21 protein-coding genes are annotated in these 12,952 nt (G+C 34.7%); 2 read left to right on the forward strand and 19 right to left on the reverse strand.

Translation table 11 applies throughout. The features are described 5' to 3' along the window. Nucleotides 1-6 precede the first annotated feature (6 nt). The 16 genes from NSED_RS04480 to psmA all read right to left on the reverse strand — a co-directional run bounded on the left by NSED_RS04480 (nucleotide 7) and on the right by psmA (nucleotide 8,652). Nucleotides 7-186, reverse strand: coding sequence for a 30S ribosomal protein S14 (locus NSED_RS04480; protein WP_008300270.1), 180 nt, complete (start codon nucleotides 184-186; stop codon nucleotides 7-9). Beyond that, complete coding sequence (locus tag NSED_RS04485; RefSeq protein ID WP_014965062.1) at nucleotides 186-707, reverse strand: 50S ribosomal protein L5; 522 nt, start codon at nucleotides 705-707, stop codon at nucleotides 186-188. Before NSED_RS04485 ends, NSED_RS04480 begins: the two co-directional genes overlap by 1 nt. Before the next feature lie 4 nt (nucleotides 708-711). Continuing rightward, the gene (locus NSED_RS04490) at nucleotides 712-1,428 is read right to left on the reverse strand and encodes a 30S ribosomal protein S4e (RefSeq protein WP_014965063.1); all 717 of its coding nucleotides are present in this window, start codon (nucleotides 1,426-1,428) and stop codon (nucleotides 712-714) included. Next, nucleotides 1,428-1,889 carry a 50S ribosomal protein L24 gene (rplX, locus tag NSED_RS04495; RefSeq protein WP_014965064.1) on the reverse strand — a complete coding sequence of 154 codons (462 nt, stop codon included), beginning with the start codon at nucleotides 1,887-1,889 and terminating at the stop codon, nucleotides 1,428-1,430. Before rplX ends, NSED_RS04490 begins: the two co-directional genes overlap by 1 nt. Before the next feature lie 3 nt (nucleotides 1,890-1,892). After that, nucleotides 1,893-2,315 carry a 50S ribosomal protein L14 gene (locus NSED_RS04500; RefSeq protein WP_014965065.1) on the reverse strand — a complete coding sequence of 141 codons (423 nt, stop codon included), beginning with the start codon at nucleotides 2,313-2,315 and terminating at the stop codon, nucleotides 1,893-1,895. Next, nucleotides 2,315-2,638 (reverse strand): 30S ribosomal protein S17, encoded by a 324-nt coding sequence (locus NSED_RS04505; protein WP_014965066.1) that lies wholly within the window; start codon nucleotides 2,636-2,638, stop codon nucleotides 2,315-2,317. The genes NSED_RS04500 and NSED_RS04505 overlap by 1 nt, the downstream gene beginning before the upstream one ends. Beyond that, complete coding sequence (locus tag NSED_RS04510) at nucleotides 2,635-2,901, reverse strand: ribonuclease P protein component 1 (protein WP_014965067.1); 267 nt, start codon at nucleotides 2,899-2,901, stop codon at nucleotides 2,635-2,637. Before NSED_RS04510 ends, NSED_RS04505 begins: the two co-directional genes overlap by 4 nt. After that, a complete protein-coding gene (gene rpmC / locus NSED_RS04515) occupies nucleotides 2,898-3,104 on the reverse strand; it encodes a 50S ribosomal protein L29 (protein ID WP_014965068.1) in 207 nt (68 codons plus the stop codon). Before rpmC ends, NSED_RS04510 begins: the two co-directional genes overlap by 4 nt. Further along, nucleotides 3,101-3,889, reverse strand: coding sequence for a 30S ribosomal protein S3 (locus NSED_RS04520; protein ID WP_014965069.1), 789 nt, complete (start codon nucleotides 3,887-3,889; stop codon nucleotides 3,101-3,103). The genes rpmC and NSED_RS04520 overlap by 4 nt, the downstream gene beginning before the upstream one ends. Before the next feature lie 2 nt (nucleotides 3,890-3,891). Then, nucleotides 3,892-4,350 carry a 50S ribosomal protein L22 gene (locus tag NSED_RS04525; RefSeq protein ID WP_026090131.1) on the reverse strand — a complete coding sequence of 153 codons (459 nt, stop codon included), beginning with the start codon at nucleotides 4,348-4,350 and terminating at the stop codon, nucleotides 3,892-3,894. Nucleotides 4,351-4,355: 5 nt separating this feature from the next. After that, entirely contained in the window at nucleotides 4,356-4,751 is a 396-nt protein-coding gene (locus NSED_RS04530; RefSeq protein ID WP_014965071.1) for a 30S ribosomal protein S19, read from the reverse strand. A 41-nt stretch (nucleotides 4,752-4,792) separates the two neighbouring features. Next, the gene (locus NSED_RS04535) at nucleotides 4,793-5,059 is read right to left on the reverse strand and encodes a 50S ribosomal protein L23 (RefSeq protein ID WP_014965072.1); all 267 of its coding nucleotides are present in this window, start codon (nucleotides 5,057-5,059) and stop codon (nucleotides 4,793-4,795) included. Further along, a complete protein-coding gene (rplD, locus tag NSED_RS04540; protein ID WP_014965073.1) occupies nucleotides 5,056-5,868 on the reverse strand; it encodes a 50S ribosomal protein L4 in 813 nt (270 codons plus the stop codon). Before rplD ends, NSED_RS04535 begins: the two co-directional genes overlap by 4 nt. After that, complete coding sequence (locus tag NSED_RS04545) at nucleotides 5,868-6,863, reverse strand: 50S ribosomal protein L3 (protein WP_014965074.1); 996 nt, start codon at nucleotides 6,861-6,863, stop codon at nucleotides 5,868-5,870. The genes rplD and NSED_RS04545 overlap by 1 nt, the downstream gene beginning before the upstream one ends. A gap of 211 nt (nucleotides 6,864-7,074) precedes the next feature. Then, complete coding sequence (locus NSED_RS04550) at nucleotides 7,075-7,881, reverse strand: putative RNA uridine N3 methyltransferase (protein ID WP_014965075.1); 807 nt, start codon at nucleotides 7,879-7,881, stop codon at nucleotides 7,075-7,077. Nucleotides 7,882-7,914: 33 nt separating this feature from the next. Beyond that, nucleotides 7,915-8,652 (reverse strand): archaeal proteasome endopeptidase complex subunit alpha, encoded by a 738-nt coding sequence (psmA, locus tag NSED_RS04555; protein ID WP_014965076.1) that lies wholly within the window; start codon nucleotides 8,650-8,652, stop codon nucleotides 7,915-7,917. 134 nt (nucleotides 8,653-8,786) lie between these two features. On the opposite strand from psmA, the gene NSED_RS04560 reads away from it, so the two are divergent. Then, complete coding sequence (locus NSED_RS04560; protein WP_014965077.1) at nucleotides 8,787-9,203, forward strand: DUF371 domain-containing protein; 417 nt, start codon at nucleotides 8,787-8,789, stop codon at nucleotides 9,201-9,203. A 173-nt stretch (nucleotides 9,204-9,376) separates the two neighbouring features. On the opposite strand, the gene NSED_RS04565 is transcribed toward NSED_RS04560, so the two are convergent. Then, on the reverse strand, nucleotides 9,377-10,633 hold the full coding sequence (locus NSED_RS04565; protein ID WP_014965078.1) for a PQQ-dependent sugar dehydrogenase: 1,257 nt from the start codon (nucleotides 10,631-10,633) through the stop codon (nucleotides 9,377-9,379). Nucleotides 10,634-10,753: 120 nt separating this feature from the next. On the opposite strand from NSED_RS04565, the gene NSED_RS04570 reads away from it, so the two are divergent. Continuing rightward, on the forward strand, nucleotides 10,754-11,095 hold the full coding sequence (locus NSED_RS04570) for a hypothetical protein (protein WP_014965079.1): 342 nt from the start codon (nucleotides 10,754-10,756) through the stop codon (nucleotides 11,093-11,095). A 3-nt stretch (nucleotides 11,096-11,098) separates the two neighbouring features. On the opposite strand, the gene NSED_RS04575 is transcribed toward NSED_RS04570, so the two are convergent. After that, nucleotides 11,099-11,749, reverse strand: coding sequence for a Snf7 family protein (locus NSED_RS04575; RefSeq protein WP_014965080.1), 651 nt, complete (start codon nucleotides 11,747-11,749; stop codon nucleotides 11,099-11,101). A 91-nt stretch (nucleotides 11,750-11,840) separates the two neighbouring features. Then, the gene (locus NSED_RS04580) at nucleotides 11,841-12,950 is read right to left on the reverse strand and encodes a redoxin family protein (RefSeq protein WP_014965081.1); all 1,110 of its coding nucleotides are present in this window, start codon (nucleotides 12,948-12,950) and stop codon (nucleotides 11,841-11,843) included. Nucleotides 12,951-12,952 lie beyond the last annotated feature (2 nt).

A 12,952-nucleotide genomic window follows, 5' to 3' on the forward strand; every position in this document is an offset into this window, starting at 1 on the left:
AGTATCTCACTTATTTTTCCTGAACCCTAAAGATGTTGCGACTTCTCTGAAGCATCGTCTACATAACATTAAATCATATTTTTGAATAACTGCGGTATAATCTCCACACCTTTTACACCATCTTGAACCTCTGCCAAAGTCATGTTTTTTTCTACCAGTTGCTTCGTAGGATCTATCTTTTGCCATTATGTTACGGTCACTCCAAATTCTTTTGTTAGATAATCCTTTGCCTCTTGACTTTTGATGACATGAGTTTTACCTACTCTTGCTTTATGTTTACTTCTAGTTCTAATTCCATATCCTGGTCTAGTCAATGTAATTGAAATCCCAAGACCTAAAATTCCTATTTGAGGATCGTATTTTACATCTGGTATGTCTATGTGTTCGTTAATTCCAAATGAAAAATTACCAAAATTATCAAATGATTTTCCGTTTACTGTGTTTCCTTTAGCTTCTAACAATCTTTTCAATAATGCTACTGCGTCATCACCTCTAATTGTAACAGCTACACCTATTGGTTCTCCTTTTCTAACTCCCCAGTCTCTATATGCTGCTTTAGCATTTCGTGTAGATGGTTTTTTCCCGGATATTTGTTCTAAAGCCTTTTGTGCGATATTGATGACGTCGCCGGATTTACCTAACCCCATGTTTAAAACAACTTTCTCTAAAGAGATTTTTTTCATTGGGGATTCTGTTACTTGAGACATATGATCACTTTAATTGAATTATTGGCTCCTTTTTTCCAATTGGCATAATAATGTCTGCAGGTATTTCGATTTTTCTATCTCCTAATGATAAGATGACTCTTTTAGGTAGAATGAAAGTTCCTTTTTCAATGGTTTCAATTTTTCCAATCTGTCCTGCGTTGTTTCCTCGTGTAACTAAACCTTGACAACCTGTTTCTAGTTTGATGATCTCGATAATTTTTTGATCTGGAATTTGTATTAGACAACTATCACCTACATTTACTTTAGCATCTGAAATCGTTGAACGACCATCATGGAATCCAATCTGTTGTCTTCCTTTGCTGATTGTTGTTTTACTTGTTACTCTTACAAGTTTTTTCGATTTTTCTGATTCATTAATCTTAATTGGTTTTAGTAATTTCTCTTCAGTTGGAACTAGACGATAAATGTCTGAAACATCTTGTAGTTCTATAACATCCATTAATCCAATTGCATGATGAAGTGATTTTCTTACAACTCCGTCAATCTTTACTCTGCCAGAATAAATTGCAGATTTTGCTTCTCTTAAACTTGTGACAATGTTTAGCATGTCTCTGAGGAATACTGCTGTTGGAACTGAATGGTTCTTTTTGTGTGGGCCTGGTTTTACAGTAATTACGAACCTCTTGTCTTTTCTAGTGATTCCCCAGAACTGTGGGGCCATTTGACGTTTGAGTTTTTTACTTCCTGATATGCTTACCATTATTCTTTATCTCCTTCTTTTTTGGCATTATCTGCTACTTTTGTTTCTTTAGGGGCTTCTTTAGCTGGGTCTGATTTAGTTTCAGTTTTAGTTGTTTTTGGTTGTTTTCGTGGATCCTTTCCTTCTAATTTAGAAATTCTCCATTTATCTTCACTGTTAAGTGAAGTGACAACTAGATTAGATGTGTGAATGTAAACATCAAATTTATCTCCTTTAGTTTTTTCTTTTTTAACCCCTTCAATTGCAACACTGCTTTTTTCTGTAGATACGTTTGATACTTTACCATCAACTCCTTTGAATTCGCCTCTCAGAATTGTGACGCTGTCACCTTCGACCACTCTGACACTTCTTTTTCCATATTTTTTACGAAGATCTTTAGAGAGTGCACTTCCAAGTTGTTTATTTTTTGTTTGGAATGTTGCTTGGTAAATCATTTGATTGCGCATTTTAGTTGGTTTCATTTTTTATACCACCATTGATGCCAAGTTAGCTACTCTTGGCCATTTCTCTGAGGCTTCTGCAGCTACTGGTCCTTTGATGTCTGTTCCTTTCGTTTCTCCTTCTGGAGTGATGAGTACTGCTGCATTATCTTCAAAACAAACTCTTACACCGTTTAATCTACGAACTGCATATTTTTGTCTGATGATCACTGCACCATAAACTTGTTTTCTAAGTTCTGCAGGACCTTTCTTTACTACAACATTACAAAAATCACCAACTGATGCTGATGCAAGTCTTGATGATCTAGTGTGATGTCTTGGTACATTAATTACTTCTAAAATTTTAGCACCTGAGTTATCTGCACATACAATATTTGCTCCAATTGGAATTACTTTGGTTACATATGGTCGAAATTCTTCTACTCCTTTGCCTGCTTGCTTTGCCATTATGCTTTAACCTCCACAACTACATATGAAACAGATTTTGATATTGGTCTGCATTCTGCGGTTAGAACGTGATCTCCTGTTTCAACATCGATACAACTTGGGACGTGTGCATGAATTGTACTTGTTCCTCTTGCATATCTCTTAAATTTGCTAAAGTAAAGGGGGGCATCTTTTTGTAAGGTGATTGTTTGTCTTGCCTTGCTTCCGGTTACTTTACCGTCAAACAGTTTTCCTCTTACTGATAAACCGCCATGGAATGGACAATGTTTATCTTCACATTCTCTAGTTGGCTCTTTAACTTTTAATCCTATATTTTGAGTCATGCTTTTCCTCCAATTCTATCGAATGGTCTTTTTGTAATTTTTGAGCCTGCAATAACAATTTCTTTTCCTCCAATTGAAAATTTCCAACTGTTGGTAGATTTTGCTATTGATTTTACGCCCTTTTCTGTGTTTATTGAAAACATTGATTTTGTTTCATTGATAATTCTTCCATTTAATCCTACTACTTGAGGGTTAGTTGACTGTATAATTTCGGTGTGTAGTCCGATAAATTCATGTGAAACTATGTTATCTGCAGTAATCATTTCTCTCTCCTCAATTCATTTAATCTTGTTAACATTCTTGCAATATCATGACGTAGTGGTTTTAGTTTACCGCTCTCTTTTCTCAACGTTCCTTTAGATCCGTCAATTCTTAGTTTGGCCAGTTCAGTACGTGTTTCTTGAACTTTACTCTTGAGGTCTTTTTCGTTTAATTGTTTAATTGTCTTCATGCTAAGTCTGGTCATTTCATTTGACCCTCCTCTTCTTCTAATGTTTCAAGTTCCTCCATCTTCTTTGCTTCAAGTGCAATTCTTTCAGATTCTGATTTTGCTTTGTCCGCTTTACCTTTTACTTTTATAACTTCAATTTTTGCTCCCTCTACTTCAATTTCTTCAACTTTTATTTTACCAGCTGCTGCTTCTCTTTCTTTTCTGGATTTCTCTGTTCTCATCTCAAATTCTGGAATGAGTCTTTCTTTTCTTGCAATTCTAATTCTAATTCCGATTAACCCCATTGCTGTCTGTACATGTGCAATATCTTCATCCACAACAATTTCTGCATGATGACCTGCTCTTGGTAAAATTCCCTGAGTGTGCTTTTCAAATGCTGAACGGTCACCTCTAAGTTTTCCTGAAATTGTGATTTGAACTCCCATTGCACCCCCTTCCATTATTTGTTTCAAAGTCCACATAGTTGCTCTTCTAAATGCAGTCCCTCTTTCAAGATGTGATGCCATTCTATTACACATTACACTTGGTGCAAGTTCTGGTTTTTCAATTTCAACTACTGAAATTTGTGGGTTCTTTAATCCAAAGTCTGATGCAAGTTTATCCGTTAATGCTCTGATACCTGAACCTTTTCTACCGATTACAATTCCCGGTCTTGTTACATGTAATGCAACTCTAGTTCCTACTGGTGTTTTTGAAATTTCTGCGTGTGAGAAACCTGCATCTTTAATTGCCTCTCTCAGATAGTCTTTGAGTAGCATCATGTTGTAGTTATCTTTGATTACGTTTTTTACTGCTGACATTTCTAAATCTCCTTTGCCACCAATTCTACGTGAGTTAAAACATTGTTCTTTGGAGTTGCTCTTCCCATTGCTCTTGGTATGAATCTTTTTACAATCACTCCTTTGTGAACAGTAGCATTTACAATTCTTAATCTATCTAAATCCATTCCTTTGTATTCTGCGTTGGATTCCAAATTATCTAAAACTTTGATAAACTCTTTTGCTGTTTTTTGTGGATAACGTCCGGACATTACACCAGGGTCTGGTCTATGCCCGACTTGATTTTTATATCTTCTAAATGGAACTGCTCTTTTCTCATCTATTACTGCAATAAGATAATCACGTGCTTTTTCAATTGATAGACCTTTAATTGACACTGCAACTTCACGTGCATGTTTGTGTGAGATGTCTTTCTCTCTCAATGAAGAACGTACATGTCTAGTTGGGTCATAATTTTGGAAAGCGTAATCGAATCTACCCATAATGATCACTTTAGTGGCACGTAGAGACTGGATCTTGATGCGCCAACACCTGGGGCACCGTGTGAAACTCTCTTGTTTGTTATTACATATTCTCCCAAATAATGTCCAATCATTTCTGTTGTCAATGCAACAGGTTGGAATTCCTTTCCTGAAAATACGTTTACTGTAACACCAACCATGTATGGTAGAACAATTAAATCTCTGACATGAGTTTTAATTGGGTTTTTTAATTTTCCTGCTTTTGCAGACTTTATCTCTTCAATTAATTTTCTTTTACCGTCTGTAATTCCTCTAGTAAGTGATCGCCTTTGTCTTGAATTGAATAATAGGAATAATTTTTCTAATGATAGATTCTCTAATTCCTCTTTTGGAATGCCTCTGTATAAAAATTCTTTAACCATTTCTTATCTCCTCTGTTAGTCTTCGAGTTTTATGGTCCATATTATAGCATTCCTATCTTTGTTGCCAGGTCTCTGGCTTTTTCGGTGTTTTCAAACTGAACAAAAGCTTTTTTGCCGTAAATTGTTCTTGCAGTGTTTACTTTTTTGACATTTTCTTTGTAAAGTGTTTTTACTGCTTCTGAAATTTCTGATTTGTTAGCTGAAATCTCTACTATGAAACAAATTTTGCTCTCATTTTCAACCATTGCAAAGGTTTTCTCTGTAATGTATGGTTTGATGATTATTTTCATTGCTTGATCTACATTCATTGTGTTTTCACCATTACTTCTAGATGTGTTGATTTGATTTTCCCAATCTCTTCTATTGCAGATTTGGAATATACTGTTAATCTGATAGGATCAGAGCCTGGTGCTAAATCTAGTACACTTAATTCTTTAACATTTCTTACTTCTACACCTGGTATTGATCCTGTTGCTTTTGACAAATTGGAAGAATCTCCAGTTACAAATAAAACACTTTTTCCTATTTTTTTGGTTCTTCCCCTAAGTCTTGATTGACCAGAACGTGGTTTTCTTGAGTTCAATCTTTTAACATCCTGTGATAATTTCAACGAATCCATAACTTTGATAATTTCACTTGTTTTGGAAATAGATTCTATGTCATCTGAAACTATGATTGGGAATGATTCTATACCTTCAATTTTGTGACCTCTTGATTCTACAAGATTTTTTGATGCAGTAGCTGCAATTGCAGAGCATAGTGCCAGTTTGTTTTCTTTTTTGTTTAATTTTTTGTAAATTGCCTTCTCTACAATTGGTGGATGTGCTTGTCTTCCACCTCTAGTGGATGCTACTTCTGCTCCTTGCCCCTGTCTTCCACCTCCACCACCTTGCATTCTTGCTACACGAGATACGCCTTGTCCTGTAGGAGGATCGTTAGAGTCTGCAACCACATCCATACCTGCCATTGGCTTTCTTCCCTGTCTTTGGAATTTGTGTGATGTTAAGTTGGTGAAAGCTTTGTGAATTAACTCTCTTCTAAATGGAGTTGAGAAAATTATTGGAAGTTCTACTTCGGTGTCTTTTGTTCCAGTAGTTGTATATGCTGTTGTTTTCATTATACTACTACCTCCAAAATGTTTGGTTTGGCCACTTTGACTGGCGCATTTCTAATCTGTGTTCTTAGTTTAATCAATCTCTTGTAAGTTCCTGGAACTGAGCCTTTCAGAATAATGAAATCTCCTTTGACTAGACCAAAGTGTTTGTATCCTCCATCTGGATTAATTTTAATTTTGTCTGATTCTGTATTACCCATTATCATAATTCTTTTATCATATTCTACTCTTTGATGGAATCCTGTTTGACCTGCTCTTGGAACTGTATACATGACACTCTGTGGTGAGATTGGACCTAATGAACCCACTTCTCTGACAGTTTTTCTTGATTTGTGCTGCTTCTTCTTGACATTCCATCTTCGCATAACTCCTTGCCATCCGTGACCTTTTGTAATTGCTGCAACATCTACTGTTGCACCAGTTTCAAAAATTTGTTCAATTTTAATTTCTTTTCCTAGTAATTCTTTAACATGAGCAAATTGTTTTTCAATATCTCCGCCACTTACCATTGCTTCAAAAATATATGGTTTCTTCATTTCTAATCCTGCAGCTCTTGGTGATACTGCAACAATTGCATAAATCTCTTTAATTTTTCTTAATCTTGATTCTGCGTTCTCCACTGATCCTGCGGTATTTTTAATTGTAATTTCTTTTGCAATGCTTTTTGGAATATCTTCTGCATAAACATCAAATTCTGCATGTTTGCCATCATGATCTTTAGAATAACCTCTGATCCCTAAAATTAGAACTGGTGGTGTTACTAACACTGTTCCTAAACTGACTAGTTGTTTTCCTGCATTAGGAACTTTGTCACGATCATCAATGCTGACAATCTGTACACATCCTGCTTTGAATCCACAATGTGCTAAAATTTTTGGTTCATCTGTAGCAGAAAGTCTTGGCCAAGCCCGAATCCTTGCCTCCATGCTTCTTGCACGAACTCTAGGTGAGTATGCAAGACTTCCTCTACGTGGTTGATGTCTTTTTCGAGCTCCCATGATTAAATCGAATCATCGAATTCCCTCTATTAAACCATGTGAGATATCGTTAACCACTAAAAAAAATCTGGTTAACCAACTGTGCCTATTTTGTTAAGGGGAAAATAATTCTGAGACTGAATTCCAAATTGTATATCCTCCAATGATGATCCCTATAACTCCAAACCCAATTGCCAATAATAAGAAATTTTTTCTTTCAGCCATATTATCACTAACTTTGAGCATTAATTATTGCTAAAGTACCGAGAAGTGCTTCTTCTAGACGTACTGTTTCAGTAGCTTGGTTTGGAAAAAAGTTTAATGATTTAGCGTTTTGCACTTTGTTCATTCTCCCTCCTATGATTTCGTGAATGCCTTTTTCAGGAGAACCAAACACGACAAGGGTTGGCTCATCTGATTTTGCATATTTTATTAGTTGTTCAGTTGATATTGGTTTTCCTTTTCTTGATGTCAAAATAATATTTCCTTTCCATTCTGATAACACTGAAAACAAATTTGCTCTTTCTTTTACTGAATATCCCCAATATGTTGGAACTTCACTTTTGTCAATATCCTTGATCGATAGTTTGGGGTATCCTTCTTTGAATCTGACAGTAACTCTTTTCCCAGTAGAAGTGCTTCCATAGTACTGAACTAATTGATTAATTCCAACATCTACAAACTTTTTCCCCTTTATGCTAACTACGATTCCTTCTCTAATGTCGCCAGTCTTGATTTTTTTAGAGTTCACCGGTGTGATGTGGCTAGGAATTTTTAATGGATGTAACACTCCTGCAAATTTTAAATCATTCATCTTAGGGAATAACCTTCTTCTCAAAAACTGTGGTGTTTCTAAATATTTTAGAATCATTGCCATTAATCCTCCATCTGATTTGTTACTTCCTTCTTGATAGATGTAGATTGTATCGACTTTAAAAATTGCACATGCTCTTGCTAGAACTGAAATCTTTCTTGTCTTGTCGATTTTTAATGATTCATCTGATAATGCAGACTGAGGAATTGCAACAGATAATTTCAACGTAATTTAATCTCACAGCTATGTTCGGAATAATTATTTTTGTTCGTGAGGGTATTTCTCTTTTGCATCATTAGCATATTTTGTAATTTGTTCTTCTGGAACCAATTCATACAATCCAGTTTCTTTTTTGATATGTGCCATTCTGATATGGCTTGTTCCCTCTTTGTCTTCACTTGAAAGATAAATTCCTGCAGAAGCTAATACTGCAGCATCATCAAGTGAAAGATCTTCTTTGTATGTTTTTTCTAAAAAGTCTGTTACTTGATCAGAACCGGAACCAATTGCAATTGCATCATAAGAAATGTATGTCCCACTAGGATCAGTTAGATACAATTGTGGTGTGTTGTTGACAACTCCTCCAAGAATTAGTGCAACACCATAAGGTCTTACCCCTGCATATTGTGTATATTGTTGACATTGATCAGCTAAATGCTTAGCAATGGTTTCAACTTCTACTGGTTCATCATAAATCATTTTGTTACTTTGAGAAAAGAATCTTGCATTGTCTACTTGACTTCTTGCATCTGGAATATATCCTGCCGCGGCTACTCCTACATGATCATCTATTTGGAAAATCTTTTGAGCAGTATCTGAAATTTGTAATTTTCTTGGCTTCTCTTCAACTGCAATAATAATTCCATCTTTACATTTTATGCCGACAGCTATTGTTCCTCTTCTTACCGTTTCAATAGCATATTCAACTTGGTATAGTCGACCGTCTGGTGAGAATACTGTAATTGCTCTATCATAACCTTGTTGTGCAGGAAGCATTTGATTGCAATGCTTTGATTATTCAATTTAAACCATGCCCATTATTGAGAGTAATTGTTACTTTGATCGGAGCCTATGTACTTTGAAATTTTATTAATCAAACCTTAATTTGAAACTGAATTTATGATGGATTTATGAAATTTGAAATTGAATTTTCAGGTCATGAAAATATTCGTTCTAATCATCAAAAAACAATAGAGATTACCAAAGAATCTCACTTGACCCCTCAGGGAGATTGTATTGTAGGTGTTAATGCAAAATATAGTTGTGCTGACTTGCCTGAAGAATTAAAAAACAAACTCAAAAACATCGAGTCTAAAGTGACTTTTTCAATCAAAGTAGGTGATAATGACTTTGTTATTGAGGGACAAGGTCATCCTGATCTTATCTTAACCCATACTGAAGATATTGTTATTAGAAAAAGTGATTTTATCTGTCCTAGAACATTGGCAGTAAAATGTGACAAGGCCTCTGATTTGTTACCTAGAAGTATGGTAACACAGTTGCAAGATCCAAAAACTGTTGGAATATTTACTATCACAGTTGAGTAACACTCACAATTTTATAGTTAATGTATTGAACGTTGTTATGGGTCGTAAAACCAATTTTTTTCTCCTAGTTCCATTGGCCGCTTTTGCTGCAATTATAATCGGATTCGGAATGTATATGACAATCTGTAAAAATTCAAACATTCCAATAAACTGCTAATGTTCTCTATTGAAACCTATTTCTTTTCTCTACTCTTTATTTTTTTAATTACGATAAAACCAATTATAATTCCAACCATCCCTACTCCTACAAACGCATAAAGTTCCATCACGTATCCTCTAGGTTCCCCAGAATCAATTGAGTTTGATTCATTCAATGTATAATTTATTGATGGTATCTTGTAATCAATTGGTGTTATTCTTAGAATTTTATCATCGTTTATTTTTGGTGTTCCTCTCCCGTCTTGATTGCTAGTAAGAATATACAAAAATCCATCAGGACCTGTCTGCACATCTCTTATCCGTCCAAATTCATCTTGAAATAATTTTTCATGAGATATAACTGAATTATTTTGTAAATCAAACTCAATCATATGAAGATGACTTCCACGCAATGCTGCAAAAAAATATTTTCCTTCCCATTGTGGAATTTTATTGCTATTGTAGAATTCAGCTCCTGATGGTGCCCATGTATCTTTCCCTGAATGCAAAATTGGATTTAATAGATTTTCTTTTTTTTCATCTCCTATAATATCTGGCCAACCGTAATTCCCTCCTGCAATTATTTTATTAATTTCGTCATGAGCCACACCTCTCCACCCTGATGGACCATGCTCTGTAGCAACCAAATTTCCTGATTTGTCCCAATCAATTCCTTGCGGATTCCTATGTCCCATAGAATAAACAGGAGAATTTTTCCATGGGTTATCATGTGGAATTGTACCATCTGAATTGATTCTTAGAATTTTTCCTCCCAACGAATTCAAATCTTGTGATAAATCCGGAAGTCCTGCTTCTCCTGTTGTAACATATAGTTTTCCATCTGGGCCAAATTGTATTCTTCCTCCGTCATGAAACGGTCCTCCTGGAATCCCATCAATCAATATTTTGTCTTCAATTAAAGATCCGTCTAAAAATTGATAGCGAACTAGTTTATTTTTTGTTGTTAAAAGTTCATTGTAAGTGTAATACAAGTAGATGTAATTGTTTTCTGAATAATCAGGATCAACTGTCATTCCCAACATTCCTCCCTCGACCCCCCCGACATTTAATGATAAAAGTGGTTCTTGCAACAATATTCCATTCTGAATTATTCTAAGATTTCCATTTCTTTCTGTAAATAAGATGGTTCCATCAGGTAACCAGTCTATGCTCCACGGGATGGTTAGGTTATCAGCTATAGTCTCAACTTTTACCTGTAGTTCCGGATATTCTTGAGCAAATGAAATAGGAATCAATGATAAAAATATTAGACTCAAGACTAGTTCTTTCATCGCTATATTAGTTGTAATTTTACATTAAATGTTTGCTACAATAACATTATCAAAAATGATCATGTTTTGTTAAATCTCCTTTAGCAAGATTCTCTTAAAGTATGGTGTAACTAATTCATCATGGTAAAACCTACAATAGAATTATCCATTTCAAAAAAACCTACAGATGTTGAATTAAAAAAACTCAAAGAATATTTCAAAGAAATGCCCATAAAGGAGATTCTATCTGGTCTGAAATTTGCAAAAAATAGATGGTCTGCAAAAGATGCTGGTACACTCAAGGTTGGAAGAAAAAGCATCATTCAGAAAGAGGTTCATTCAGTTACTACCGAACAAGCTCAATGGAGATTAAAAAATTGGAAAATGATGATTGCAAATTACCGTAGACGTGGATACAGTTATCCGACAATATCTCGTATAAAGAAAATTTTAATTCAAAAAAGTAAAAAGAAATCTAAATAATTTCTAGATGAAGACATCTGTTTTTTTCTCAACAATTTGTCGTTTGAGTGAATCTGGAACATCTGGAATCGAGGATTTCGTTTGTCCTGCAATCACACTGTGTGCTTCTTCTAGAATTGCTAATGTATCCGCATTTGATTCAGGTACCGTGCTCATACTGTCTCCTATTCCTACTGATGAACCTGACATTACATCACCGAGAATTTGTGACAAGTCTTGCATTGAAGCATTTGCTTCTGGCATAATTCCGCTCAATGATGGACTCAATCCTTTAATGATTGCCATGCATGGACTGAGTGTAACTACTACATCTCCTAATTCTGAAACTGTGTCTAGTCTAAGTTTAACTTGCTCCATGGATAGTTTTGCTCCGCTTACCATGTTCTTCATTTTTCTAACTTGAGTTAATTCTCCTGCATATGCTTGAGCATAACTTGGTTTGTTGTTTCTTTGTGCATTTACTATTTTTTCAAAAATCATATCATGTTTTTTCTTTAATTTTTCGTTAATTCCTTCCAATTTAGAAATTTGAAATTGTAATTTTTTTTGAGCAAAATCGATCTTGTTTTTTAATGGTTCATCAGGCTTTACTCTGCCCATTACTTTTTGAGATATACTAACCCCGTCAGTTTTATTCCAAGAATTGCTGATCATACTTTAGTTCATAATCTCATTGAATTTTTTGTTTTAAACAGATTTGTCACTCTAGGTGGTGTAACTGGAGTTACAATACTATACAGTTACACTATCCAAAGGTAAATGTGAAAATCTGAAATCCTTTGCCCTTCACATTAATCTCCATTAAATGTGATGCACTGGCATTACTAGAAATAATATTGTACAATCCAGCTTCTGCGACTCTAAGGATATTGTCGTCTGTGATGTCCTTTCCTGAATATTCTATTGATAATGGTTTTCCGTCTAGAAGTATTTCTAGATCTGCATTGTTCTCAGTTACTATGTTCACTTCTTTTGCATTATATAGTAATTTAATAGAACCTGTATCTGAGACTAATTCCATACTGTCCTCATAATTTTTCCAATCTCCAATTGGATAGAACTTGTGTAAATCTATGTTGTTTGGTTCAGAATACGAAACAATTCTTCCCGGTTGAAATCCTTCATCACTTCCTAATTGATTTCTATTTTGTGCAAACTTGTAACCAAAATACAATTCAGGTGTTCTAAACATTGAATGCTGAAATTCTTCAATATCTACAAGTGATGATGTTGAATCTACTGTTATTCCTATCGCTGCAGCTCTTTCTTTTAGTAATTGCTGAATAATCTTTTCAGTTTCTTGATATCCTCCTTCCCCTATGTGATCATATCTTAGAAATCCTTCATGGTCTGCAATGTATTTTCTTGGCCAATATCTGTTTTCAAAAGCTTTCCAAGTTTTCATATCATTGTCCATCACAACAGGATAATCAATTCCATATTTTTCAACAGCCATTCTTACATTGTCGGGGTTTTTTTCAAATTCAAATTCTGGTGAATGAATTCCAACAATTAATAATCCTTGATCAGAATATTTGTCATTCCATGCTGTAATGTATGGTAGTGTTCTAACGCAGTTAATACAACTATATGTCCAAATATCATACAAAACAACTTTTCCTTTTATCTCTTCACTTAATTTTTCTGGTGTTGTGTTTAGATAATTTGCAATTCCAACTAATTTTGGTGCCTTTTTGAATTTTGATTTATCAATATTCGAAAGAGAGCTTACATCTTCAAAGACTGTATTAGACTCTACTTTTTGATCAAGGGATGAAAAAATCATTCCTACCACAACTAATCCTACTACAATAATGACTCCAAAAATTAATCCTGCCTTTATCTCTGAATTCATTG

Origin of the sequence: Candidatus Nitrosopumilus sediminis, assembly GCF_000299395.1 — an archaeon.
GTDB classification, from domain to species: Archaea; Thermoproteota; Nitrososphaeria; order Nitrososphaerales; family Nitrosopumilaceae; genus Nitrosopumilus; species Nitrosopumilus sediminis.